This window comes from Nocardia sp. MDA0666, assembly GCF_003023875.1.
In the GTDB taxonomy this organism is placed as follows: Bacteria; Actinomycetota; Actinomycetes; order Mycobacteriales; family Mycobacteriaceae; genus Nocardia; species Nocardia aobensis.
The window spans coordinates 91,470-116,203 of sequence record NZ_PYHT01000016.1; the positions used below are offsets into that span (position 1 = coordinate 91,470).

General features: G+C 68.0%; 22 protein-coding genes. 7 read left to right on the plus strand and 15 right to left on the minus strand.

All coding sequences use genetic code 11. From position 1 onward, the window contains the following. Positions 1-82 precede the first annotated feature (82 nt). The 3 genes from C8258_RS21630 (at position 83) to C8258_RS21640 (ending at position 3,202) form a co-directional block, all read left to right on the plus strand. On the plus strand, positions 83-1,783 hold the full coding sequence (locus C8258_RS21630) for a metallophosphoesterase (RefSeq protein ID WP_233225240.1): 1,701 nt from the start codon (positions 83-85) through the stop codon (positions 1,781-1,783). 107 nt (positions 1,784-1,890) lie between these two features. After that, a complete protein-coding gene (locus tag C8258_RS21635; RefSeq protein ID WP_106956824.1) occupies positions 1,891-2,778 on the plus strand; it encodes a TIGR03619 family F420-dependent LLM class oxidoreductase in 888 nt (295 codons plus the stop codon). A gap of 7 nt (positions 2,779-2,785) precedes the next feature. Continuing rightward, on the plus strand, positions 2,786-3,202 hold the full coding sequence (locus C8258_RS21640) for a nuclear transport factor 2 family protein (protein ID WP_106956778.1): 417 nt from the start codon (positions 2,786-2,788) through the stop codon (positions 3,200-3,202). A 12-nt stretch (positions 3,203-3,214) separates the two neighbouring features. On the opposite strand, the gene C8258_RS21645 is transcribed toward C8258_RS21640, so the two are convergent. The 3 genes from C8258_RS21645 to C8258_RS21655 form a co-directional block, all read right to left on the minus strand. Further along, the gene (locus C8258_RS21645; protein ID WP_106956779.1) at positions 3,215-4,198 is read right to left on the minus strand and encodes an alpha/beta hydrolase family protein; all 984 of its coding nucleotides are present in this window, start codon (positions 4,196-4,198) and stop codon (positions 3,215-3,217) included. A gap of 170 nt (positions 4,199-4,368) precedes the next feature. Further along, the gene (locus tag C8258_RS21650) at positions 4,369-4,815 is read right to left on the minus strand and encodes a VOC family protein (RefSeq protein ID WP_106956780.1); all 447 of its coding nucleotides are present in this window, start codon (positions 4,813-4,815) and stop codon (positions 4,369-4,371) included. A gap of 104 nt (positions 4,816-4,919) precedes the next feature. Then, positions 4,920-5,750, minus strand: coding sequence for a helix-turn-helix domain-containing protein (locus C8258_RS21655; RefSeq protein ID WP_106956781.1), 831 nt, complete (start codon positions 5,748-5,750; stop codon positions 4,920-4,922). Between the two features lie 117 nt (positions 5,751-5,867). Here C8258_RS21655 and C8258_RS21660 point away from each other — a divergent pair, with 117 nt between their 5' ends. Further along, the gene (locus C8258_RS21660) at positions 5,868-6,932 is read left to right on the plus strand and encodes an aldo/keto reductase (RefSeq protein WP_106956782.1); all 1,065 of its coding nucleotides are present in this window, start codon (positions 5,868-5,870) and stop codon (positions 6,930-6,932) included. Positions 6,933-7,006: 74 nt separating this feature from the next. On the opposite strand, the gene C8258_RS21665 is transcribed toward C8258_RS21660, so the two are convergent. The 6 genes from C8258_RS21665 to C8258_RS21690 all read right to left on the minus strand — a co-directional run bounded on the left by C8258_RS21665 (position 7,007) and on the right by C8258_RS21690 (position 15,024). Then, positions 7,007-7,723: a sirohydrochlorin chelatase gene (locus C8258_RS21665; protein ID WP_106956826.1), complete on the minus strand. Its 717-nt coding sequence runs from the start codon at positions 7,721-7,723 to the stop codon at positions 7,007-7,009. Further along, complete coding sequence (locus C8258_RS21670) at positions 7,720-8,946, minus strand: uroporphyrinogen-III synthase (RefSeq protein WP_233225241.1); 1,227 nt, start codon at positions 8,944-8,946, stop codon at positions 7,720-7,722. The genes C8258_RS21665 and C8258_RS21670 overlap by 4 nt, the downstream gene beginning before the upstream one ends. After that, a complete protein-coding gene (gene nirD / locus C8258_RS21675) occupies positions 8,943-9,335 on the minus strand; it encodes a nitrite reductase small subunit NirD (protein WP_036504441.1) in 393 nt (130 codons plus the stop codon). Before nirD ends, C8258_RS21670 begins: the two co-directional genes overlap by 4 nt. A 65-nt stretch (positions 9,336-9,400) precedes the next feature. Further along, positions 9,401-11,956 (minus strand): nitrite reductase large subunit NirB, encoded by a 2,556-nt coding sequence (gene nirB, locus C8258_RS21680; RefSeq protein ID WP_106956783.1) that lies wholly within the window; start codon positions 11,954-11,956, stop codon positions 9,401-9,403. A 26-nt stretch (positions 11,957-11,982) separates the two neighbouring features. Next, on the minus strand, positions 11,983-13,461 hold the full coding sequence (locus C8258_RS21685) for a NarK/NasA family nitrate transporter (RefSeq protein ID WP_233225252.1): 1,479 nt from the start codon (positions 13,459-13,461) through the stop codon (positions 11,983-11,985). A 315-nt stretch (positions 13,462-13,776) separates the two neighbouring features. Next, complete coding sequence (locus C8258_RS21690) at positions 13,777-15,024, minus strand: MFS transporter (protein ID WP_233225242.1); 1,248 nt, start codon at positions 15,022-15,024, stop codon at positions 13,777-13,779. Between the two features lie 65 nt (positions 15,025-15,089). Here C8258_RS21690 and C8258_RS21695 point away from each other — a divergent pair, with 65 nt between their 5' ends. Continuing rightward, positions 15,090-15,770: a FadR/GntR family transcriptional regulator gene (locus C8258_RS21695; RefSeq protein WP_106956785.1), complete on the plus strand. Its 681-nt coding sequence runs from the start codon at positions 15,090-15,092 to the stop codon at positions 15,768-15,770. Positions 15,771-15,940: 170 nt separating this feature from the next. After that, positions 15,941-17,407, plus strand: a complete 1,467-nt coding sequence (locus C8258_RS21700; RefSeq protein WP_106956786.1) for an MFS transporter — start codon at positions 15,941-15,943, stop codon at positions 17,405-17,407. A 54-nt stretch (positions 17,408-17,461) separates the two neighbouring features. Here C8258_RS21700 and C8258_RS21705 read toward each other — a convergent pair whose 3' ends face one another. The 3 genes from C8258_RS21705 to C8258_RS21715 form a co-directional block, all read right to left on the minus strand. Beyond that, positions 17,462-18,313 carry a TIGR02569 family protein gene (locus C8258_RS21705; RefSeq protein ID WP_036504447.1) on the minus strand — a complete coding sequence of 284 codons (852 nt, stop codon included), beginning with the start codon at positions 18,311-18,313 and terminating at the stop codon, positions 17,462-17,464. A 170-nt stretch (positions 18,314-18,483) separates the two neighbouring features. After that, a complete protein-coding gene (gene moeZ, locus C8258_RS21710; RefSeq protein WP_036504450.1) occupies positions 18,484-19,683 on the minus strand; it encodes an adenylyltransferase/sulfurtransferase MoeZ in 1,200 nt (399 codons plus the stop codon). 221 nt (positions 19,684-19,904) lie between these two features. Then, the gene (locus tag C8258_RS21715; protein WP_233225253.1) at positions 19,905-20,909 is read right to left on the minus strand and encodes a DUF3152 domain-containing protein; all 1,005 of its coding nucleotides are present in this window, start codon (positions 20,907-20,909) and stop codon (positions 19,905-19,907) included. A 402-nt stretch (positions 20,910-21,311) separates the two neighbouring features. Between C8258_RS21715 and C8258_RS21720 the strand changes: the two genes are divergently transcribed. Further along, positions 21,312-21,974, plus strand: coding sequence for a TetR/AcrR family transcriptional regulator (locus tag C8258_RS21720; RefSeq protein WP_030515992.1), 663 nt, complete (start codon positions 21,312-21,314; stop codon positions 21,972-21,974). A gap of 216 nt (positions 21,975-22,190) precedes the next feature. Here the strand turns inward: C8258_RS21720 and C8258_RS21725 are convergent, their stop codons facing one another. From C8258_RS21725 to C8258_RS21735, 3 genes are all read right to left on the minus strand, one after another. Continuing rightward, entirely contained in the window at positions 22,191-22,418 is a 228-nt protein-coding gene (locus C8258_RS21725; RefSeq protein WP_036504454.1) for a DUF3107 domain-containing protein, read from the minus strand. Between the two features lie 123 nt (positions 22,419-22,541). Beyond that, positions 22,542-23,240 carry a ferritin-like fold-containing protein gene (locus C8258_RS21730; protein WP_036504456.1) on the minus strand — a complete coding sequence of 233 codons (699 nt, stop codon included), beginning with the start codon at positions 23,238-23,240 and terminating at the stop codon, positions 22,542-22,544. A gap of 129 nt (positions 23,241-23,369) precedes the next feature. Further along, on the minus strand, positions 23,370-24,419 hold the full coding sequence (locus C8258_RS21735) for an alpha/beta fold hydrolase (protein WP_106956788.1): 1,050 nt from the start codon (positions 24,417-24,419) through the stop codon (positions 23,370-23,372). Positions 24,420-24,734: the final 315 nt, after the last annotated feature.

Here is a 24,734-nt window from a genome sequence, read left to right on the forward strand (position 1 = left end):
TCGAAGAATTCACCGAGAATTCGCGCCCTTGGGAACCCGCAGCGGTTGCTCCGGTGCGATGGTTGGACCAGCATCCAACCTCATGCGGAATCGCTTGAATCCTGCCGGTGACATCCCCGATACCGGAATCCCCGAGCAGCTGGCCGCCACCATGACGATGGCCGAACAGCACGAATGGCACCGGGGATATCTGCGGCGGCATGCGGTGTCGCGGCGGAACTTCCTGCGCGGTTCGGCCGCAGCCGCCGCGGTGGCCGCCGTCGGCACCTCACCGTTCGCGGGGCGGGCCTATGCCGATCAGGCGCAGCTCGCGGTGGGCGGCCGCCACGTCGGCTTCGGCCCGGACGCCGCCAGTCAGCTGCGCTTCGCCGCGCAGCTGTCGCGTAATCCCAGCGGCGCCAAGGTCTTTCTCGATCACGGACCGACCCCGGCGCTCGGCGCGAGTGTCGAGGCGGAGGTGCGCGATCTGGTGACTCAGATCCCCACGAGCGACAGCGGCGTACTCGCCGCCGAACAGTTCTATGTGCACGCGCCGGTCGACGGCCTGCCCGGACGGCTGCCGCATTTCTACCGCTGGCGCACCTCCGACGGATTCGTCGGCGACATCCGCGCCGCGTCGACCGCGATGCCGAGTGTGCGCAACGCGGTACTTCCCTTCCGGTTCACCATGATGGGCGATCAGGGCACCGACGACACACCCACCCAGCCGGCGGGCGTCGCCCCCGGCGACTACGACGACAAGTACTACAAACCCGACAACGACCCGGCGGTCCCGCACGCGGACAACGTGATGCGCCAGATCGTGGCCTGCAAGCCGGATTTCCATGTGCTTGCGGGCGATATCGCCTACGCCGACCCGTCGGGCGCGGGGAAGAAGCCGCGCTACGTCGCCGCCGGCGACAAACTGCCCGACGGATTCGACAAGTTCAATCCGTACGTGTGGGACGTGTATTTCGGCGCCATCGAAGCCAGCGCCTCGACCACACCGTGGATGTTCGCCACCGGCAACCACGACATGGAGGCCGCCTACGACACCCACGGGTACGGCGGACACCTCGCCCGCCTGGACCTTCCGGCCAACGGGCCCGCGGGCTGCCCGTCGGCCTACTCGTTCACCTACGGCAATGTGGCGGTGCTGTCGCTGGACGCCAACGACGTCTCCTACGAGATCAAGGCCAACACCGGCTATTCGGGCGGCGCCCAGACCGGTTGGGTGGAGCGGACTCTCGCGGAGTACCGCGCGAATCCGGATATCGACTTCATCGTCTGCTTCTTCCACCACTGCGCGTACTCGACCACCGATTCCCATGCCAGCGACGGCGGCCTGCGCGATGCCTGGTGTGCGCTGTTCGACCGCTACCAGGTCGATCTGGTGCTGCAGGGGCACAACCACATCTTCGAGCGCACCGACCCGATCCGGGGCGGCCGCCCGACCAAGGCGGCGGGCGACAATGCGATCGTCTACCCGGATGCGGACGGCACCGTCTACTACACCGTGGGCGGCGGCGGCCGTCCCCGCTACGGCTTCCAGCCCGGCTCCCCGGAGACCTACCGCGGCCACGAGGTGCCCGACACCGCGGTGCCCAACAGCTATGTGTGGACGCCGGCGGGCACCAAACAGGACGAGGCCGCGCCCTGGTCGCGGGTGCGCTTCCGCAACTACTCGTTCATCCGGGTCGATGTGCGACCGGGATTCTTCGCCAGCGAGATGGACGTGGTGGCCGTCGACGAGTACGGCCGCGAATTCGACAAGGTGACCTATCGCCGGCAGGTGGGCCGCTGACCCGCGGCACGGGCCGGGTCAACCCATCGGCCCACTGAGTCGTCCCGCAGGGCCGCTGACCGGGCCGCCGGCCCACCACACCGCGACCGGCGGCCACCATGGCGGTCATGCGTTTCCATTTCGCCGAGGCGGGCGGGGACCCCGCGCACTGGGTGGACCTCGCCCGAGCCGCGGAACGGGCCGGTTTCACCGGCATCTGCCTGGCGGACAGCCTGGCCTATCCGCGCGACGGTGACCCGCGCTACCCCTACACCACCGACGGGCGGCGAGAGTTCCTGCGCGGCAAGCCCTTCGCCGAGCCGATGATCGCCGCCACCGCGATCACCACGGCCACGTCCACACTGCGGGTCACACCGTTCGTGCTGAAATTGCCGGTGCGCCCGCCCGTCCTGGTGGCCAAACAGGCCGCGACGCTGGCGGTGCTGAGCGGCGACCGGCTGTCGCTGGGCGTCGGAATCAGTCCGTGGCCACAGGATTTCACCATGATGGGCGTGCCGTTCGAGCGCCGCGGCGCACGCCTGGACGAGGGTATCGACATCGTGCGCGGCCTGTGCGGCGGCGGTGAATTCGCCTATCGCGGGCAGATCTACGACCTGCCCGCCGTGGAGATCACTCCGGTCCCCACCACACCGATTCCGATCCTCGTCGGCGGCCACAGCGAGGCCGCGCTGCGGCGTGCGGTCCGACGCGGCGACGGGTGGATGCACGCGGGCGGCGACCACGGCGAACTGTCCGTACTCCTGAGTCGCCTGGCCGAATTGCGTTCGGAATACGAGACATCCGCGTCGGCGCGAACCTCCGAATTCCAGATCCACGTCGTGGCGCGCGACCCCTTCGACACCGAGGGCATCGCACAGCTGGCCGCCTCGGGTGTCACCGATGTGATCGTCGGATTCCGCAGCGTCTACGACGCCACGCCGGATACCCGCAGCCTCGCCGAGAAGGTCGATGCGATCACCCGCTACGGCGAGACCGTCATCGCCGCGCACCGATAGGAGAATCATGGCCGACCATCCGGCTCGCGCGGCGGGACTGGCATCCCAGCACGCCGTCCGCACCAAGGACCGCACCACCTGGCTGGACCTGTTCGCCCCGGACGCGGTAGTGGAGGATCCGATCGGCCGATCGCCGTACGACCGCGCCGGGAACGGCCACCGCGGCCGGGACGCCATCGCCGCGTTCTGGGACACCGCCATCGCCGAGAGCGATATCGCGTTCCGGATGCGCGACTCCTACGCCTGCGGCGCCGAGGTCGCCTTCGTCGGCACCATCACCAGCGTCCGCCGGGAGATCACCGTCGAGGTCGACGGGGTGTTCACCTACCGGGTGGACGCCGACGGCCGCATCGCCGCCCTGCGCGCGTATTGGGAACTCGACCGGGCTCGCCGCACCACGTCCGAGCCGGGTACGGCCGGCTGACCGGAATCCGGCCTACACTCCCAGCGCCGGGGCGAAGACCGACCACGAATCGTGCAGATCGTCCTGCCAGTACACCCACGCGTGAGTGCCGTTGCGGTGCACGACAGTCGCCGGAATGCCCAGGGCGGCAAGGCGACCGGTGAGCTGTCCGGTGCACGAGTCGACGACGCTCTCCATCACGCCGCCGATCGCGACCCGGTTGGCCAGCGCGCCCGCATTGCCGCCGATCGAGGGATCGGCGAGGGTGTCGTGCAGGCCGGGCACCCCGTTGCCCGAGGAAATGTAGAGGGCCGTTCCGCGCAGACGATCGGCGTTCGCCACCGGATCGTGCGCAGCCCAGTCCGGATCACCCGGCACGCCCCACATATTCCCGGCATTCGCCCCGAAGACGCCGAGCTGCGTATACACATACGCCTGCGGTATCGGGCCATTGGTCAGCGGGCACCCGCTGTAGGCGCCGACCGCCTGGTACAGACCCGGCGCCCCGATCGCCAGATCGAGAGACGAGGTCGCCGACATCGAGGTGCCCGCGACGGCATTGCGGCCCGTCATCTGGAACCGCGAGTTCAGCAGCGGCGGCAGCTCCTGGGTCAGGAACGTGGTCCACTCGTTGCGGCCCAGCACCGGATCGTCGGACTTCCAGTCGGTGTAGTAGCTGGCCCGCCCGCCCATCGGGACGATCACGTTCACCGGTTTGTCGGCGAAGAATTGCGCGACGTCGGTGCGGTTGGTCCACGGTCCGCCGTCCTCACCGCCGTCGACGGCGTTGAGCAGATACAGCGCCGGCGCCGCGAAATCCGGATGCGACATCCACACGGTGATCTGCTTGTTCATCGCCGGGGAATAGACCACCACCGAATATTGGCGACCGCCCAGCGGATGGACGTCGACGATGGCGGGCCCGCCGGGATCTGCCGAGGCTACCGCGGGCACAATCGCGGCAATCGAGGCGAAGGCGGCGAACAGGACAGCAAAACAGCGCGGAAGCCGGTGCATACGCGGAGTATTCCACCCTGTCGCGATCCCCGCAGCACACTCGGCGGGTGTGTCCACCGGGAGACCGGGCCGTCCGCATCCTGCGGGCTATCCAATCGCGCGGCTGCCACGGCCCGGCCACTCCGACGTCACCACCGGGAAGGTCCGGTGGTGACGTCCGCGGAAGCGGTTCAGTGCGCGGCGACGGCGTCCCGGATCGCGGCGATATCGATCTTCGACATGGTCTGCAGCGCGGCGCCGGCCGCAGCCGCGTGCTCGCCGCCCATCAACGCCGGCAGTTCGGCCGGCACGACCTGCCAGGACAGGCCATAGCGATCGGTCAGCCAGCCGCACGGCCCCGGCTTGCCGCCGGCGGTCAGCGCCGCCCACAGCCGATCCACCTCGTCCTGCCCGTCGACCACCAACTGAACCGAGGCGGCATCGGTGAAGGGATGGCCGGGTCCGCCGTTCATCAGCGTGAGCGCGTGTCCGTCCAGATCGACCTGTACGACGAAGGCCGAGCCGTCGGGGTTGCGGGTGATGCCGGTGATGCGGGCGCCGGGGATGTGCTCGGTGTAGAACCGGGCGGCTTCCTCGGCGGCACTGTCGAACCAGAGGAAGGTGCTGATGTCGGTCATGATCGCTCCTGGGGTGTGTTTCCGACTCGCTGTCACCCCTTGGTCGAGGCCGATCTCGCACATTCGACACAGTTCGCGAATTTTCTCGAGATTTTTTCGCCGGCCTATTCGGCGGCGAGACGATCCAGTGCCGCCCGGCTCGCTTCGTCGGCGGCGCGGTAGATGATCAGCCGCTGATCCGGGTCCTGCAGCGGCATCAGCGCTTCGTAGGCGACGGTGACCGCACCCACCCGCGGATGATGCATCGTCTTGCGCCCACGGCCCTGCACCCGCACATCTCTGCGCTCCCACAGTTCGGCGAATTCGGCACTGCCCGTGCGGAATTCGTCGATCAGCTCGGCCAGGACCCGGTCGTCGGGATGGGCGGCCCAGGCGGCACGCAGGCCGGCGATCCCCTCCCGCACGGTCCGTTCGCGATCGGCGTAGAAGTTGCCCATCCCCGGATAGAGCAGGCACAGCCACATGGAGTTGCGCTGCCGGGGCGGCAGCGTGTCGAAATCCAGCAGCAGCCGCGACATCTCGCGGTTCCAGGCCAGGATGTCGTAGCGGTGGTTGAGCACCATCGCCGGTATCGGCGCCAGATCCGCGACCAGCCGGACCAGCTCCGGTGAGGCCGTGGTCGCCGGTTTGCCGTCGTCCGGGGGTCGCTGCCGGGCCAGATCGAACAGGTAGATGCGTTCGTCCGGTGCCAGGCGCAGGGCCTGCGCGAGCGCGTCGAGCACCTCCGGCGAGGGCCGCAAACCACGCCCCTGTTCCAGCCGCACGATGTAATCGGTGCTCACGCCGGCCAGCTCGGCGACCTCCTCGCGGCGCAGGCCCGGGGTGCGGCGGGAACGGCGGCGCAGCGGCAGGCCGAAATCGCCGGGATCCAGTCGTTCGCGCCGGGTGCGCAGAAAGGCCCCCAGTTCCTGTGTCACTTCCACCGTGCCGGTCATCGCTGTCGATCCTACGACGAGGCTGGTACCGGCGATCCCAGGAAAAACCTTCCCTTACCGCGTTCGTCCCGGCCGCGCAGACTTGCCGTCGAGATCGAATCCACACAGGAGGAAGATATGGCGCTCACTCTCGACACCTATCGACTGCTCGGCCGGTCCGGCCTGCGGGTCTCACCGCTCGCACTGGGCACCATGACCTTCGGCGCCGACTGGGGCTGGGGCGCCGAACGGGACGAGGCGCGCAAACTGTTCGACGACTACGTCTCGCGCGGCGGCAATTTCATCGACACCGCCAGCGTCTACACCAACGGCAGTTCCGAGCGGCTGCTCGGCGAGTTCACCCGCGACAATCGCGAAAGCCTGGTGCTGGCAACCAAATACACGATGCTGCGGCGGCCCGGCGATCCGAATTCCGGCGGCAACAACCGCAAGTCGATGTTCGCCTCGGTGGAGGCCAGCCTGCGCAACCTGAACACCGACTACATCGATCTGCTGTACCTGCACGCCTGGGACTTCACCACTCCGGTCGAGGAGGTGCTGCGCGGCATGGACGATCTGGTCCGGCAGGGCAAGGTGCTCTACGTCGCCATCTCCGACACCCCGGCCTGGCAGGTGGCGCGCATGCAGACCATCGCCGACCTGCGCGGCTGGTCCCCACTGGTGGCGCTGCAGGTGGAATACAGCCTGATCGAACGCACCGTGGAACACGACCTGTTCCCGATGGCGCGGGAACTCGGGCTCGGCGTGATTCCGTGGTCGCCGCTCGGCAGCGGCGTGCTGACCGGCAAATACACCACCGCCGATCTGGACGCCTCGGCGGCGGGATCGCCGGAGGGCAGTCGTAAGAACGTGGCGCTGGCCAACGGTTCGCTCACCGAGCGGGGCCTCGCGATCGCCGAGGTGGTGAAACAGGTCGCGGCGGAACTGGACCGGACACCGGCCCAGACGGCACTCGCGTGGACGCTGCGGAATCCGGCGGTGACCGCCCCCATCATCGGCGCCCGCACCCCCGCTCAGCTCGCCGACAATCTGGGCGCCCTGGATGTGGAATTCGATGCGGCGCAACTGGAACGGCTGGACGCGGCCAGTGCCGTGGAACCCGGATTCCCGCACAATATGCTCGCCCGTGAGATGACCAACACGGTGATCAACGGCGATCTGACGATCACCCCGCGCAGCTGAGCGAGACGCGCACCGGCCGGGTACCGCACCGATCTTTCACGGTCACGGTGCGGACCCCGCCGGGAGCGTTCGAATCAGGCTGCGGTGGTGAGGAATTCGGCCGCCGCAGTGCGGTATCGGTCGGCCAGCAGGCGCACCACCGCCGGATGCACGCCGAGCGGCTCGGCGACTCCGTCGGCACCCACCTCGCGCAGGCGCTGATGGAACAGTCCGTGCGCCAGCAGATACGAGGCGACGAACACCCGCTCGGCACCGGACTTCCGCAGGGCGGCAACGACATCCGGCACCCGCGGCTCGCCGGTCGCGATATAGGCCGTGCGAACCGCGACGTCCAGCTCCTGCGCCAGCATGGCCGTCGCCTGCCGCACATCGTGGCGCGCACGCGCGTCGGAGGATCCGGCCGCGGCAACGATCACCGCATCGCCGGGACGCATACCGGCCTCGTGCAAACGCATCCGCATCACCCGCGCCAGCATCGGGTCCGGGCCCATGGCCGGGGTCACCACCACATCCGGATGCCCGCTGTCCCGGACTTCGCGCGGGACATCCTGGTAGACGTGGTAACCGGAGGCGAGAAACGCCGGAACCACCACGGCCGGAATGCCTTTCAGCTCGTGCAGCACCTCGGCGGGAGTCGGGCCGAGCACGTCGACGAAAGCGGTCCGTACCGGCACGTCGGCGCCGGTACCTCCCATTTCCGCACGCACCGCATCGGCCAGCGCGGCGATCATGCGCACTCCGGTGGCACTCCGGGTGCCGTGCGCCACCAGCACCAGCGCGGGGACGGTCACCACACCCCCGCCATGGGCGCGGGTCGCTGCGGACGCAGCGACGGGGCGTACCCGCCCGGCGGGCGGGTGTTGTTGTCCATGCATTCGGCGGGGTCGAGAGCGAGCCGATAGCCGCGCTTGACCACCGTCTGAATCGCCTTCGGTGTGCCGAGACCCGCACGCAGCCGGGCGATTCCGGTCTCCACGGCGTGGGTGTCGTCCCCACCGCCGGGCAGCGCCGCGAGCAGATCCTCCCGGGACACCACCCGGCCGGGCTGGCGGGCCAGCGCCCGCATCAACGCCATCGGCGCGGGAGCGAGCTGACGCACCGAACCGTCCACCACGACACAGCCGCCGCGCACACTCAATTCGTGCCCGGCGGCGTGAATCCGGTTGGCGCGGCGAGGAAGTTCCTCGGCGACGTGGCGAGCCAGCGCACCGAGGCGCGCGCGGCCCGGCATGGACGTCGGCACCCCGAGTTCCTCCAGCGGTGCGGCGGTGATCGGGCCGACGCACGCCGGCAGTACCCGGGAACGCATCGCCTGCAGGACACCCTCGAGCAGCCCGGTTTCCTTCGCCCGCATCAACATCGAGGCCACCGCCGGTGCGCTGGTGAACGTGACGCAGTCCAGCGCGGAGGTGACCACGCCCTCGATCAGGCGGTCCATCGGCACACGATCGTCCGGCGGCACCCAGCGGTACACCGGCACCGGCACGACGTCGGCGCCGGCGCAGCGCAACACCTCACAGAAGTCGGGTACCGGCTCCCATTCGGTGGTCGCACCGTGCAACTGCACCGCGATGCGCACACCCTCGACCCCCGCCGCCAGCAGGTGATCGAGCACCTCGGCGGACGATTCGGAGGCCGGCGACCACTCCTCGCGCAGTTCGGCGGCCCGGATGGCGCCCTTGGCCTTGGGGCCACGGGCCAGCATGCGCGTGGAAGCCAAAGTGTCCCGGAGGTTTTCGGCCAGGCCCCACCCCTCCGCCGCTTCCATCCAGCCGCGGAAGCCGATGCCTGTGGTGGCGACGGCGATCTGCGGCGGATCGGCGACCAACTGCCGGGTCACCCGCTCCAGTTCGGTGTCGTCGGACAGGGGGATGATACGAATCGCCGGGGCGGAAACGATATTCGCGCCTCGGCGACTCAACAGCGTGGCCAGTTCGTCGGCCCGGCGGGCGGCTGTCACACCGATGGTGAAGCCGTCCAGGGGTTTCAATTCGGTGGGTCGCGCTTCGCTCACGGTGTACCGCCGTACTGGACCGGTTCGTTGGTCACCGCGACGACCCCGTCGACGACGCGCACGCCGTAGACGGGCAGTGCGACCGAGTCGTCGTCCAGGCAGCGGCCGTCCAGCAGCGAGAACGACTGCTTCAGCAGCGGCGAGGCGACGACCGGCACACCGGCGCGGTCACCGACGATGCCGCGGGACATGACCGCCGCCCGCCCGAACGGATCGATATTGCCGACGGCGTAGAGCGTGCCGTCGGGCAGCAGGAAGAGCGCGGCCTGCCGTCCGCCCCTCAGCAGTACCGCCACGCCGCGGCCGGGAATCAGATAATCGAGCCGGCAGGCCGAGGTCCAGCCGGTGGTGGTTGCCGGTGCGAAGCCGGGTGTGTCGATAACGGTCATCGGTAATCTCCTCCGAACGCCTTACCTAATAGGTACCGGTGTCCTGTTTCCGCATGATTACGTGGCTATTTCCCGGGCGTGGCAGTTGCGGCCGGCATGGCCGGAAGATCGGGCATACCGAGCAGAACCGGCGTCTTGCGTTCCCCGCTCTCGTCGAAGGCGATCGTGGGATCGGCCTCCTCCGGCGCGTTCACGAAGGTGACGAAGCGCGAGAGCTTCGCGGGATCCTCCAGCACAGCGGCCCATTCGTCCTTGTAACCGGCGACGTGGCGGGCCATGCTCTCCTCCAGATCGGCGGCGATGCCGAGGGAGTCCTCGCAGACGACCTGCTTGAGGTGTTCGATACCGCCCTCGAGCGCTTCCTGCCATGGCGCGGTGCGCTGCAGCCGGTCCGCGGTGCGGATGTAGAACATCAGATAGCGGTCGATGTAGCGGATCAGCGTCTCGTCGTCGAGGTCACCGGCCAGCAGCACCGCATGCTTCGGAGTCAGTCCGCCGTTGCCGCCGACGTAGAGGTTCCAGCCGTTCTCGGTGGCGATGACGCCGACGTCCTTACCGCGCGCTTCGGCGCATTCGCGGGCACAGCCCGAGACCGCCAGCTTCAGCTTGTGCGGCGAGCGCAGTCCCCGGTAGCGCTTCTCCAGCAGCACCGCCATGCCGACCGAATCCTGCTGGCCGTAGCGGCACCAGGTGGAGCCCACGCAGCTCTTCACGGTGCGCAGCGATTTGCCGTAGGCATGGCCGGATTCCATCCCCTTGTCGACCAGTCGCTGCCAGATCTGCGGCAGTTGCTCGACCCGCGCACCGAACAGGTCGATGCGCTGACCGCCGGTGACCTTGACGTAGAGGCCGAAATCCTTGGCGATCTGGCCGATTTCGATCAGCTGCTCGGGCGTCACCTCACCGCCGGGCATCCGCGGCACCACCGAATAGGTGCCGTTCTTCTGCAGATTGGCCAGGAAATGGTCGTTGGTGTCCTGCAGTGCGGACTGCTCACCGTCGAGGATGTGGTCGCTCGAGGTCGAGGCGAGGATGGAGGCGACGGTCGGCTTGCAGATATCGCAGCCGATTCCGGTGCCGTGCTTGGCGATCAGTTCCGAGAAGGTGCGGATGCCGGTCACCTGCACGATCTCGAACAGTTCGGACCGCGACTGGGCGAAGTGCTCGCACAGCGCCTTCGACATCTCCACGCCGGACTGCTCGAGCAGCTTCTTGATCATGGGAACGCAACCGCCGCAGGAGGTTCCGGCGGAGGTGCAGCTCTTGACGCCGGCGATATCGCAGGCGCCTTCGTGAATAGCTCCGACGATGGCCCCTTTGGACACGTTGTTGCAGGAGCAGATCTGCGCCTCGTCGGGCAGGGCGTCCGCGCCCAGTTCGGCGCCCGCGGGCGAGATCAGCGCCGCCGGTTCGGCGGGCAGTTCGCTGCCGACCAGCGGGCGCAGCGCCGCGTACTGCGAGGCGTCGCCGACCAGGATGCCGCCCAGCAGCGTCTTCGCGTCGTCGGAGATCACCAGCTTGGCGTAGGTGCCCTTGGCGGCGTCGTGCAGCACCACCGACAGCGCGCCCTCGGTGGTGGCGTGTGCGTCGCCGAAGCTGGCCACGTCCACGCCGAGCAACTTCAGCTTGGTCGACAGGTCGGCGCCCGGGAATTCGCCGGCGCCGCCGACCAACCGGTCCGCGACGATCTCGGCGGTGGTGTAGCCGGGAGCGACCAGGCCGTAGCAGGTGCCCTCCACGGCCGCGACCTCGCCGACGGCGTAGATGTGCGGATCGGAGGTGACCATGCCGAGGTCGGTGAGCGCACCACCGCGCGGCCCGATCTCCAGTCCGGCGTCGCGGGCGATCTGATCGCGCGGGCGCACACCGGCGGAGAACACCACCAGCGAGGCGTCGATCACCGACTCGTCGGACAGCGAAACCCGCAGGCCCGCACCGTCTTCGGCGGGCTCGATGGCCGAGGTGCCGACACCGGTGTGCACGTGCAGGCCCAGATCGGTGACCAGCTTCTCCAGGATCGCGCCGCCACCCTCGTCGACCTGAACCGGCATCAGCCGCGGCGCGAACTCGACGACGTGCGGCGTCATTCCCATGAGCCGCAGGGCATTCGCCGCCTCCAGGCCGAGGAGCCCGCCGCCGACGACCACACCGACCGCACCGGGGCCCGCGTTCTGCGCGGCGGCCCGGATGCCGTCGAGGTCCTCCAGGGTGCGGTAGACGAAGCATTCGGGACGGTCGTGGCCCGGCACCGGCGGCACGAAAGCATACGATCCGGTCGCGAGAACCAGTGCGTCGTAACCGATCACGTCGCCGGAGGAGGTGGTCACCTTGCGGGCGGCGCGATCGATCTCGTCGGCGCGCACGCCGAGGCGCAGATCCACCAGCGCGTCGCCGGCGTACTCGTTACCGGGCAGGGCGAGCGCGCTCTTGTCCCAGGCGCCGACGTAGGACGACAGGCCGACGCGGTCGTAGGCGGCCTGGTCCTCTTCGCTCAGCACGACGACCTGCCATTGCCCGGCCTCGTCGCGGGAGCGCAGCGCCTCCACGAACCGGTGCCCGACCATGCCGTGGCCGACGACCACCACGGTCTTGCGCTGCGTGGGTTCGACTGTCGTGTTCATGACTGTCCTCCGATGCTTTCCGATGGTCAGGCGCGAGCCGAGGTGGTGGACTGGGTGGAATCGGATTCGGGCGACCGTTCGGCCTCGAGCACCAGGGCTTCCGCCTGGGCGACGACACCGGATTCGGCACGCGCCGAACGCATTCCGGGCCGCCGCAGGAAGACCGACCAGACGACGATCGCGCAGACGACGTAGAAGCCGAGGAACACCCAGAAAGCGGTGGTCGCGGAGTTGGTGGAGGCGTAGGAGGAGCGCAGCACCAGGTTGATGGCCACACCACCCAGGGCGCCGATCGCGCCGACGAAGCCGATCAGCGCGCCCGAGGTGTTGCGCGACCAGGCGGCCTGCTCCCCGGCGCTCACCGGAAGGCTCTTGGACTTCGCGTCGAAGACGGACGGGATGATCTTGGTGACCGACCCGTTGCCGATTCCCGAGAGCACGAACAGGGCGATGAATCCGCAGACCAGGGCGACCATGGTCGCACCCGTGGCCACGCCGCCGTTGTGGTCGGCGGCCACACTGGACACCGCGACCACGACCGCTGCGACCATCATTCCGGCGAACCCGGCCAGCGTGACGCGGCTGCCGCCGAAGCGGTCGGCCATCTTGCCGCCGTAGGGGCGGGCCAGCGAACCCAGCAGCGGGCCGATGAAGGCGATCTGCGCGGCGTGCAGACTCGCCTGGGCGGCCGAATCACCGCCGGCCTTGAAGCCGATCTGCAGAATCTGGCCGAAGGCGAAGCTGAAGCCGATGAACGAGCCGAACGTGCCGATGTAGAGGAAGGCGATCGCCCAGGACTGCGGGACCTTCAGCGACTCCAGCATGTAGGACAGATCGGCCTTCTGGTTGCGCAGATTGTCCATGTAGAGCGCGGCGCCGAGACCGGCGACCGCGATGAACGCGAGGTAGACCAGGCAGACCACCGATGCGTAGGAGTTGCCGAGCGTGGCGATCACCAGCAGGCCGATCAACTGGATCACCGGGACGCCGATATTGCCGCCGCCGGCGTTCATACCCAGCGCCCAGCCCTTGAGCCGCTGCGGGTAGAAGGCGTTGATATTGGTCATCGAGGAGGCGAAGTTGCCGCCGCCCAGGCCGGCGAACGCCGCCACCACCATGAACGTGGTGTAGGAGGTGCCCGGCTGGTTGATGAAGTACAGCGTCAGCAGCGTCGGGATCAACAGCATCAGGGCGCTGAAGATCGTCCAGTTGCGGCCGCCGAAGCGTGCGGTGGCGACGGTGTAGGGGATGCGCAGGATGCCGCCGACCAGGGTCGGCATGGCGACCAGGAAGAACTTTCCGGCGGCGTCGATGCCGAACTTGTCCGTCGGCATGAACAGCACCATCACCGACCAGATCGACCACACCGAGAATCCGACATGTTCGGCGACGACCGACCAGATCAAATTGCGACGGGCGATCTTCTTGCCGCCGGCCTCCCAGGCCGCGACATCCTCGGCATCCCAATGCTCGATGTCGTGGTTACGCGTCAGCGTGCTCAACAGGGCCTCCTGAAATCCGGTTGGCCCCAAGGTAGAAAACGGGTATTGCCGCGATGCTGCGCCACATGACGCACAAATCAACGGTTGCTCACGTATTCGGCGATTTCCCGGTGAGAACCGGGTCTTTGTTTCGCCCATATGACACAACGGTTTCCGTGCGTCACAAAGTGCCGACGCTCACACGATGAGTCGGTGAGATCGCTGGCGGCGAGTGGTCCGGGCCACATTACGCGCCCGTCGGCTCACATCATGGCCACAAGCTCACCGCGGCGCAACCCGAGCGGTGAAATAGCCGAGAGGTCGCGCCGCGGGCACCGATCAGTGCCAGGTGTCCTCGAGCATGCGCGGCTTGCACGCCTGCCAGGCGCCGGCCACCAGCACCAGTACGGCAACCGCCAGCAGCGCGAAGGGCGCGCCCCAGCCGCCGACCACACTGTGCAATACACCGAACAGCAGCGGACCGACGCAGGCGACGGTGTAGCCGACGCCCTGCGTGAAGCCCGACAGCGCCGCTGAACCGGCCTGGGTGCGGGTGCGCAGATTGATCAACGTGAGCGCCATCGGGAAGGTGCTCGGCCCCAGCCCCAGCAGCAGCACCCACAGCCACGGTGCGCTCATCGGGGCGATCAGCAGGCCGGCGAAGGCCGCGAAAAACGCTATCGCGCAGCCGATCACGACGGGGAACGGATTGCCGATGCGGGCGGTGAACGACGGTGCGGTCAACGCGGCCGCCAAGCCCATGAAGGAGAAGAAGGCGACCATCGTGCCGCCGAAGCTCGCGTCGGCGCCCGCGTCGGCGAAGAGTTTGGGCAGCCAGGTGAACATCGAGTAGGTGACCAGCGAGGTCATGCCGAACATGGCGGCCATCCCCCATGCCAGCGGCGACCGCCGGATATTGCCCGCGCGCGCGGGCTGTTCGCCCGGCACCTCGGCCACCGCGGTGGTGTCCGCGCGATCGTGACCACGCCGCCCCCGCAGCACACCCAGCCAGGGCACCGCGGCCGCGAATCCGAGCAGCGCCCACAGCCCGAGCGAGACCCGCCAGCCGGCCGCATCGGCCACCGGGACCGCGATCAGGGCCGGCACCACGGTGCCGATCTGCACCATCGTGATGTACACCGAACTCAGTACCGCCAGGCGATCGGCGAAATACCGCTTGACCAAGGGCGGAATCACGACATTGCCGATGCCCATACCGGCCAGGGCCAGCCCGGACAGGCTCAGCAGCTCCCAGGTGTCGGGCACCAGCGCCCGGGTGAGCTGCCCGGCCCCGGCCATACACATGGCGACCAGTGCGGTGCGTTCCAGGCCCAGCCGGCGCACGAAGATCGGGGTGATCAGCCCGGCCAGCGCGAACATGGCGGTCGGGATCATGCCGAAGACACCGACGATGGCGGTGGAATAGCCGATGTCGGCGCCGATCCGCTCGGCGAGCGGGGTGAAGGCGGTGACCGCCACGCGCAGCGTGAGCGCCGAGACGACGATGGCGACGAGGACGAGGATCCGGCCCTCGGCCAGACCGCGGCGCCGGATGTCGGTGGTCGACTGCAGATTGGTAACCGTCACCGCGAAATCATAGGATGATTGGATGAAAGCGGGCAACAAATGTGAGGAGGGGTACTCTATTGGCCGTGCAACCAGTCCGGCGCACCAGCCTCATCGCTCAGGTCACCGAACAGCTGCGCGCTGAAATCCGTTCGGGGCGTTGGCCGATCGGCTCGCGTATACCGACCGAACCGGAACTCACCGAGCTGACCGGCACCGGCCGCAACACCGTGCGCGAAGCGGTGCAGGCGCTCGTGCACGCCGGCATGCTCGAACGCCGGCAGGGTTCGGGCACCTACGTCATCGCCGCCTCCGATCTCGGCGGCACCCTCACCAAATACTTCGCCGACGCCGTCGAACGCGACGTGCTCGAACTGCGCCAGGCCCTCGATGTGCAGGCCGCCCGGCTGGCCGCGCTGCGCCGCGATGACAACGACGTGCAGACCCTGCTGCGCCTGCTCGACCGGCGCAGCCAGGCCTGGGATACCGACAGCACCGCGGCGATCGACGCGGACGTGGCCCTGCACCGCGCCATCGTCGCCGCCAGCCACAACACCGTCTACTTCGAGTTCTACGATTCGCTGCTGCCCGTGATCGAGGACGTGATTCGTTCTCGCACAACCAAATACGGCAACCAGTATCACGACGAACACGCCGAGCTGGTACATGCCGTGATCGACGGCGACGCCGACCGGGCCGCGCGCGCCGCCAACTGCTTCCTCGGCTCGCTCATCGCCGAATACCCCGAACGGTCCGCCGGCAGGTAAACGATTCGTCACCGTCGTGCCGGAAGCGGGGTGAGCGAGTGTTGCTGCGAACGTCACGGAGCGTGAATCGGACGTAATTTCGCGTTCCTACCGTGGATACGACCGCCGGACCCCGACCTCCGGGTCCCCGAGATGAGGGCGGTCGCAATCCCTTCGAGAGGAACGCGCCGATGACTACCACCGACGCCGCGATATCGGCCACCGCCGCTCCCGACTTCCACCATCAGGCCCGCGGTCGCTGGCTCGAGCACTGGGAGCCCGACAACGAAACCTTCTGGGAGAACGGCGGAAAGCGCACCGCCCGTAAGAATCTCGCCTTCTCGGTCTTCTCCGAAAACCTGGGATTCAGTATCTGGGTGCTGTGGGCCAGCGTGGTCACCGCCATGGGTTCGGCGGGCTTTCATTATCTGAGCGGACCGGACGCCGTGGCCAATTCGCTGCTGCTCACCTCCACACCCACCCTCGTCGGCGCCGCGCTGCGCGTGCCCTACACCTTCGCCATTCCGAAATTCGGCGGCCGCGCGTTCACCGTCTTCAGCGCGGGCATGTTGCTGCTGCCGACGCTGGGGCTGGCCTATTTCGTCAATCAGCCCGGCACGCCGTTCTGGGTGTTCATGCTGCTGGCCGCGCTCGCCGGCGTGGGTGGCGGCAATTTCTCCTCGTCGATGGCGAATATCAATTTCTTCTTTCCCGAGGGGAAGAAGGGCGCCGCGCTGGGAATCAACGCCGCGGGCGGCAATATGGGGGTCGCGCAGACCCAGCTGCTGGTGCCGCTGATCATCACCCTCGGCACCCATCTCATGGCGAAGGATCCGGCCGGTTACCGGTTCGGCATCACCCTCGCGGTGCTGGTGTGGATTCCGTTCATCCTCATCGCCATGTTCGGCGCGCTGCGGTACATGGATTCGATCACCGGCGCGAAATCCGACGGCAGTTCCTATCGTCTGGCGCTGACCAACCGGCACACCTGGATCATGGCGGTGCTCTACATCGGCACCTTCGGATCGTTCATCGGCTTCTCGTTCGCCTTCCCCACCCTGCTCAAATCCACGTTCCCCGACCTGGCGAAGATCGGCTGGATGTCCACGATCGGCAACCTCGCCTTCCTCGGCGCCTTCGTCGGATCGCTGAGCCGGCCGTTCGGCGGGTGGATCGCGGACCGATTCACCGGCGCGCGGATCACGGTCTACGTCTTCACCGGCATGGCCGGCGCCACCGCGTTGATCGTGGCCGCGCTCTCGGTGAAGAACTTTCCGCTGTACCTGATCTCGTTCCTGCTGCTGTTCGTGCTGTCGGGCATCGGCAACGGTTCCACCTACCGGATGATCCCCTCGATCTTCGGGGCCGAGGCCAAGCGTCGCGCCGCCGAATACGGCCAGGACCCGGCGACCGCGCTGGCCGCGGCCAAACGGCAGGCGGGTGCGGCGATCGGCGTGGTCGGCGCGGTGGGCGCGGCCGGCGGGTGGGTGCTGCAGCAGGCGCTGCGGGAATCCAATATCCACTTCGGCGGGATGGCACCGGCCTTCTGGGCCTACGCCGTCGCCTTCCTGGTGATGGGCGGGCTCACCTGGTGGTTCTATCTGCGCTCGTCGTTCGCCGTCGCGCGGGTGCCGTCCCTGGCCCACGCGGGCGTCTGAGGGCTGGACTCACGACATCGCGGGCTCGCCGGTCGATTCCGATCGGCGGGCCCGCTACAGCATCAAGCGGATCATGTCGGCGGTGTGCGCCAGACCGGGAAACGCCTCCGCCGTCGACCGCGGATGCAGCGCATGCACCGCGAGCCGGAACATGACCGCGCGCAACAACATCTGCGGCCACTCCGGCAGATCCGACCACCGCTCGAGCAGACCCGGATCCGCACCGCCCCAGGACAGCGCGTCGACCACGATCACCCCGGCCGCCCAGGACGCGGGCCGCCAGTACGGGGTGATGTCGGTGAGTCCCGGAGCCTGGCCGTTGGTGAACAGCACCGTGCCGAACAGATCACCGTGCACGAGCTGCGACGGTATCCGCACCGGTTTCCGCAGCGTCGCGAGTTGCGCCAGCATATCGATGCTGTGGCGGCCGTCCGGCGTGGTCACCGGCAGCATGCCGCCGGCCTTCAGGCTGCGCAGCGGAACCGTCTCCCAGGCGGCCCGGTCGGCGGCGACGAAGACATCGACATCGACCCACGGCGCGATCGGCTGCTGGGCCAGGAAACGCGGCCGCTCCAGCCGCGCGGTGGCGTAGTGCAGGCGCAACGACACCGACACCACCTCGTCGTGGCGCGGTTCCGGGGTGCCGTCCATATAGGTATCGGCACGCCAGCCGGACACCACGTAGCGACCGTCGGTGGCGCGCACCGGCCGCGCCAGCCGCACTCCGTCCACCTGCAGTGTTTCCCGCACCTTCGCCGACCACGCCGCCCGGGCGTGATCGGCCACCGGGCTGAGCACCACCTCTCCGCACCGCCACCCACCGTCCCAGTCGCCCAGCGCGACCGGGGACACTTCGCGCAGCCCGAAAGTGGCCCGCACATGCTCCGGAGGTTCGACAGATGTCACGGCCGTACCGTAACCCCGGCGGCCCGCCTCCCCGCGTATTCAGGCCATACAAGTCGCGAGCCGCATGCGTCGGTCACAGGTCCTGCGTCGGAAACCTATCCGGTTTGGGCGTGCCCGACGAGTTACCCATGTACTCGCGAAATCGGTCGTCTCTGTGCGGAGACCTTCTCTCAGTAAACCGGCAGGCTGGGGTCGACCTGGTTGGCCCAGGCGACGATTCCGCCTTGGAGGTGGGTCGCGTCGGAGAATCCGGCGCGCTTGAGGGCCGCCAGGGCCTCCGCGGAGCGGATGCCGGTCTTGCAGTGCAGGACGATCGGGGTGTTCTGCGGGAGTTCGGCGAGAGCCTCGCCGGACAGGATGCGGTCCTTGGGGATCAGGGTCGCGCCGTCGATGCGGACGATGTCCCATTCCACCGGTTCGCGGACGTCGATGATGGCGACGTCCTTGCCCGCGTCGAGCATGTCCTTGAGTTCGCGGGCGGTCACCGTGGAGCCGACCGCGGCGGCCTGGCCCTCCTCGGAGACCACACCGCAGAACGCCTCGTAGTCGATGAGCTCGGTGATGGGCTGACGCTCCGGATCGCGCCGCAACTTGATGGTGCGGTAGTTCATATCCAGTGCGTCGTAGACCATCAGCCGGCCGAGCAGGGTCTCCCCGATGCCGGTGATCAGCTTGATCGCCTCGGTGACCATGATCGAACCGATCGACGCGCACAGCACACCCAGCACACCGCCCTCGGCGCAGGACGGGACCATGCCCGGCGGCGGCGCCTCGGGGTACAGGTCGCGGTAGTTGATGCCGCGCTTCTCACCGTTCGGACCGTCGGGGGCGTCCTCCCAGAACACCGAGACCTGGCCCTCGAACCGGTAGATCGACCCCCACACATAGGGCTTGCCGGCCAGCACGGCGGCGTCGTTGACCAGGTAGCGGGTGGCGAAGTTATCGGTGCCGTCGACGATCAGGTCGTACTGCGCGAACAGATCGACCGCGTTCTCCGGCTCCAGCCGGAGCTTGTGCAGCACCACCTCGACGCCGGAATTGATCTCCAGAATCGAATCGCGCGCACTGTCGGCCTTGCTGCGGCCGATATCGGATTCGCCGTGAATGATCTGCCGCTGCAGATTCGAGGCGTCCACCTCGTCGAACTCCACGATGCCGAGCGTGCCGACGCCGGCGGCGGCCAGATACAGCAGCGCCGGCGAGCCGAGACCACCGGCGCCGATCACCAGCACCTTGGCATTCTTCAGACGTTTCTGCCCGTCCATCCCGACGTCGGGAATGATCAGATGCCGGCTGTAGCGGGCGACCTCATCCCTGGTCAGCTCCGCGGCCGGTTCGACCAGTGGCGGCAGGGACTGTGGTGATGACACGTCGCAGACTCCTCGAATCGAATTCGCCGATAGGGCTGATGTGTGCAACGCGGCGAATCGGGCCGTTCTTCCCTGTGCCGCCTCTCCGCAACTTTAACGTGCCGCCGACTGCCGCGAGATTTGCGTGCCGGGCCGGCGGTTGGCTGCTCACTCGGCCTAGCCCGTTCCCGGCGAGTTACCCATGTACTCCCGAGATCAGCGGTGGCGTTGGCAAACCGTTGTCACCCGCGCGGATACGGCCAAGGGTTGAAACGGCATTTCTTCCCGTCCATCGGCACCACGCCCTGCGGGTCCAGGGTCGCGATGTCGTTGTTACGGGTGCCGAAGGTCTGCTGCATCATCACCGGCGCCAAGCCGCCGTCGATCTCGCACGGCTGGTGTTCGTGGTAGCCGATGGCGTGGCCGACCTCGTGATTGATCTGGTACTGGCGATAGGAGCCGATATCGCCCTCGAAGGCGGTGGCGCCGCGCACCCAGCGCACCTCCGAGAGCACCACGCGGCCGAGATCGGAGTTGTAGCAGGAGGAATCGATCGGAATCTCGAAACCGCAGGCCGATTTGGTGGTCTGCCGGGAGGTCAGCGAGACCCGGAAATCCGGTTCGCCGGTGTCGATGCGGCGGAAACCGAAGCGCGGGTCGTGGGTCCAGCTCTTGGGATTGGCCAGGGTCGCCTCCACCATCTTGGCGACCGAATCGTCCCCACCGAGCGAGGTGGTGTCGACACCGTTCTCGACCTCGACGGTGTAGGTGAACTGATGCTCCTGACCGGCCCCGACCTGCGCCGTCGTCCCGGGCACGATATGCCAGGTGCCCGCCGCGGTCTCCGTGAACGCCCCGCCCGCGGGGAGTGCGCCGGAGGGCGGATCGCCGGCGAACTTACCGTCACCCTTGGGCGGTGCGCCGATGATGCCGGCCTTGCTGGTGTGCTGGCTGAGCCGGCCCAGCGCGGGAGTGGAACCGCCGGAGCTGTCGGTACCCCCCTTGACGGCGTCCACGACGACCAGCACGGTGATGATCACCAGCACCGGCAGTGCGTACGCGCGCCAGCCGTAGGTGGAAACGAACCGGCCCAGCGCGCTCTGCTTCTTCGTATCCCGTTCCGGCCGTGGTCGATTCGCCGCATCGTGGGCACCGGTCGGATCCCATTTCGCGCGCAGCGGCTGATGGGAACGATCGCCGTGGCCGTTGCCGGAATACAGGCCGAGCGGATCGTAGAATTCGGGGATTTCCGTAGGTTGCTGCCGGTCACGCCGGCCGGCGCCGACCGATTCCGCGCGCGCGGCCAGCACGCCTGCGGGGCGAGGCGAATCGGGCCCGCCGGTCGGTCTGCCCCCTTGATCGCTCACCCCAACAGATTCTCACAGGCCGTTCTGTGGCACGTACATACCTGCAGTTGACCGGCCGAGGTTGCGAGAAATCTCACGACTGTGCGAGATTTCTCACGGCGCCCAGTTACTGACAGGTTGCCAATAGGTGTGGAAGGTTATTCGAATACCACAACGGCAGGAACGGGATCGGCTTCCCAGCCAGTGCACCCGACCCGCAGCGGGCTGCATCACGAACGAGTATCGTTCGTTGAATACCGTGCACATCCACGTTCCCGCCGGGAATCGACTGGGAGAACCGAAATGACTGACCTCGTGGACCGGATGACGTCCTCGCGACTGTCGTCCGAGGCCATGGCACCGAGCAAGCGCGGAACCCGCCTACCCCGGGAGGCGCGCCGTGCCCAGTTGCTCGCCGCGGCCAGCGAGGTTTTCGTGCTCCGCGGCTACCACGCCGCGGGCATGGACGAGATCTCGCAATGCGCCGGCGTCTCCAAACCTGTTCTGTACCAGCACTTTTCGAGTAAGCTCGAACTGTATCTGGCGGTCCTGCAGAACTATATCGACGCCCTGGTGTCGAGCGTCCGCCAGGCGCTGCGGTCGACCACCGACAACCGGCAGCGCGTCCGTGCCGCCGTCGCGGCGTACTTCGACTTCGTCGATCACGAAACCCAGGGTTTCCGACTGGTTTTCGAATCCGACCTGACCAGCGAGCCGCAGGTGCAGCGGCGCGTCGAACAGGCCACCGAAGCCTGTGTGGACGCCGTCTTCGACCTCGTCGCCCACGATTCCGGACTGGACCCCTACCGCGCCCGCATCCTGGCCGTGGGACTCGTGGGCGCCAGCCAGATCACCGCGCGCTACTGGCTCGAGGCGGACCGGCCGATCCCGAAGGAAGAGGCCGTCGACACCACCGTCCAGCTCTGCTGGGGTGGTCTGTCCCGCGTGCCGCTCTCCCAGCGCTGAGAGCTCCTCCGCCTCTCCGCGTATTTTGCGTACAAGTGAGTGCCGCGTAGGTTTCTGCCCGGTCCTGCGTTGAGAGCGCAGCCGCCTTCTGGGCGTGCCCGGCGAGTACCCATGTTCTCCGGAAATCAGGCAAACGTTTCGGCCCCGGCTTGCTTCGACAGCAGGCCGGGGCCTTTCGTTCGTCATGCCCGCAGCTACTTCGGCCGCGGTCGCCTTCTACACCGCGGCGAAACCCACGCGGCCGCTGGTGGAGGTGCCGATTTCGACGTAGGCCACCTTCGAGGCCTGGATCAGGTACTTGCGACCCTTCTCGTCCTCGAGGGTCAGCACACCACCCGAACCGCTCAGCGCGCCGGATACCAGCGCCTCGACCTCCTCGGGGGTCTGCGAGCTGGCGATCACCAGTTCCCGCGGGCTATCCGAAATGCCGATCTTGACCTCCACGGCCAACCTCCTAGAGTCCAGATGCTGTCGCTGCCCAGGCTAGTGCAGCGCGAGGGCCGACGACGATGCGCCTGCCTGTGCTGTCAGCGAACAGCCGACGGTCCGGCGGCCGTCGCGGGCGGCTCATCCCAGGCTCAGCACCCGCATCCGCTCGGCATGCGAGTTCTGCATCCGCTCGAACAGCGCCGCCACCCCGTTGAGGTCGCCGGTCGCGGTGAGGACCAGTTCGGTCAGCTCGTCGCGCTGCGCCATGACGTACTGCGCCTGGGTGATGGCCTCACCGAGCAGCCGGCGGCCCCACAGCGTGAGCCGGTCGCGCTCGGAGCGGCTGACGGTGACCGCCCGGCGCACCTCCTCGATGACGAATTCCGAGTGGTGGGTTTCGGCCAGCACGTCGCGCACAACCGCGGCCACCTCCGGCGCCAGCGCATCGGCGAGCACCGCGTAGAAGTCGGCGGCGATACCGTCGCCGACGTAGAACTTCACCATCGACTCGAGCCAGTTCGAGGGATCGGTCGAGGCGTGGTAGTCGTCCAGGGCCCGCACGAACGGCGCCATCGCGTCGAAGACGTCGACGCCGCGGCCCTGCAACGCGCGCTCGAGCGTGGCGAAATGCTCCATCTCGGCAGCCGCCATCTTCGCCACCGCGACCTTGCCCCGCAGCGTGGGCGATAGTTTCGCCTCTTCCGCCAAGCGGTAGAACGCGGAGATCTCACCGTAGGCGAGCACCGCGAACAGATCGGTGACACCGAGATGGTCGGCGGGGATTCGATGATCGGATTCGGTCGAAACACCCAGCGCGCCAGACGTGTTTGCACCCATGGCCACCACCCTAATAGGTCGACGCCCGGAGGGGGCGGCGGCGCGACGCCGAAAAGAGTTCCCCCACGAGCCGCGCTTCACACCGGCATGTCCGAGCCGAGGAGTAACTGCTTTCCCGCCACGGCCTGCTCATGCCTGGTCGCCCAGGAATTTCTCCAGGTAGCTCCAGGTGGTGTCGCGAGCGATCAGGATGCCCAGATGGCTGCCGGGTGAGGTCTCGTACCGCACCTCGCGGGCGCCGGTCAGCGTCCGCTGCCCGTGCGCCACCGCCGCCGCGGGGGTGATGACGTCGTCGGTCCCGCCCACGAGCAGGACCGGCGCGGTGATCTCCGCCAGCGCGATCGGTCGGGCGCCGACGTGCACCACACCCTCACCGATGTCGTTGGCCAGCATGAACCGGCTCCACAGCTGGTTGTAGAAGCGGCCGGGATAGCCGGGCAGCTGCGACTGGAACCGGTCGATGGTCTCCATCCGGGCCAGCGTCGCGGAATCGGTCAGATTGCTCGCCAGGAACATCGGCCGGCGCAATTCCCGGTCCCAGGCCGCGGCCCGGTAGGCGATGCGGGTCAGCGGCGCCGGGACGCCACCGGTCGCGCGGATCAGCGTCGAGACGGTGCGCCCGCCGTCGATCCGGGCCAGCGCGCGGACCTGCGGAACACCGTTGACGCGGTTGTAGTCCAGCGGTGCGCCGACCGCGGTGACGGAGCGAATCGGCAGGGTCGCGTCGGCCGCGGCGGTGAGCAGTGACAGCACGCCGCCGAGGGACCAGCCGACCAGATCGACCGGAGCTCCGTCGCGATCGGCCGAGACGCGCCGCACCGCCTCGGGCAGGATGTCGTCGACCCAGTCCTCGAATCCCATGCGGCGGTCGGCGAAGCCGATCTCGCCGTAGTCGACGAGGTAGGGGCGGCGGCCGATCTCCAGCAGGAAGCGGGCCATACTCTGGTCCGGGCGCAGATCGAAGCACACCGCCGGGGCCGCCAGCGGCGGAACCATCAGCACTGCCGTGTCGTCGGCGGGCGGCGGTCCGGCGGGATCGACGTCGAAGCGGCGCAGCAGCCGGTGCGGTTCGTCCCAGAGCACCGTCGAGGGAGTGGGGACGGGCGCTTCGATGCCATCGCCGAAGGTCAGCGCCCATGCGTTGCGGGCCGCGACGCCCACGGTCTCTGCCAAGCTCACAGCGACCAATTTATCGTGTGACACACCGTCTCACATATGTGGGCTGGACCACGCCGCGCCGCGCCGCTCGCGGACCCGGCGAGCGAAAGCAGACATATCGACCTCGCGCCACTCGCCCGCAGCTTCCGCGAAATCACCGTTCCGACCGACCGCGCAATTTCGCGAGTCACGATGAATTGCCGTGTGCCGCATACGGACCGGAGACCGAGCAGCGGACGGCGACAGCGGGAGCGAGGCGAAGAAAGCTATCACGCTACAATCTCTATGGGCAACGGAAATTTTCGCTCGCACCGCCATATCCCGGCCGGCTAATCG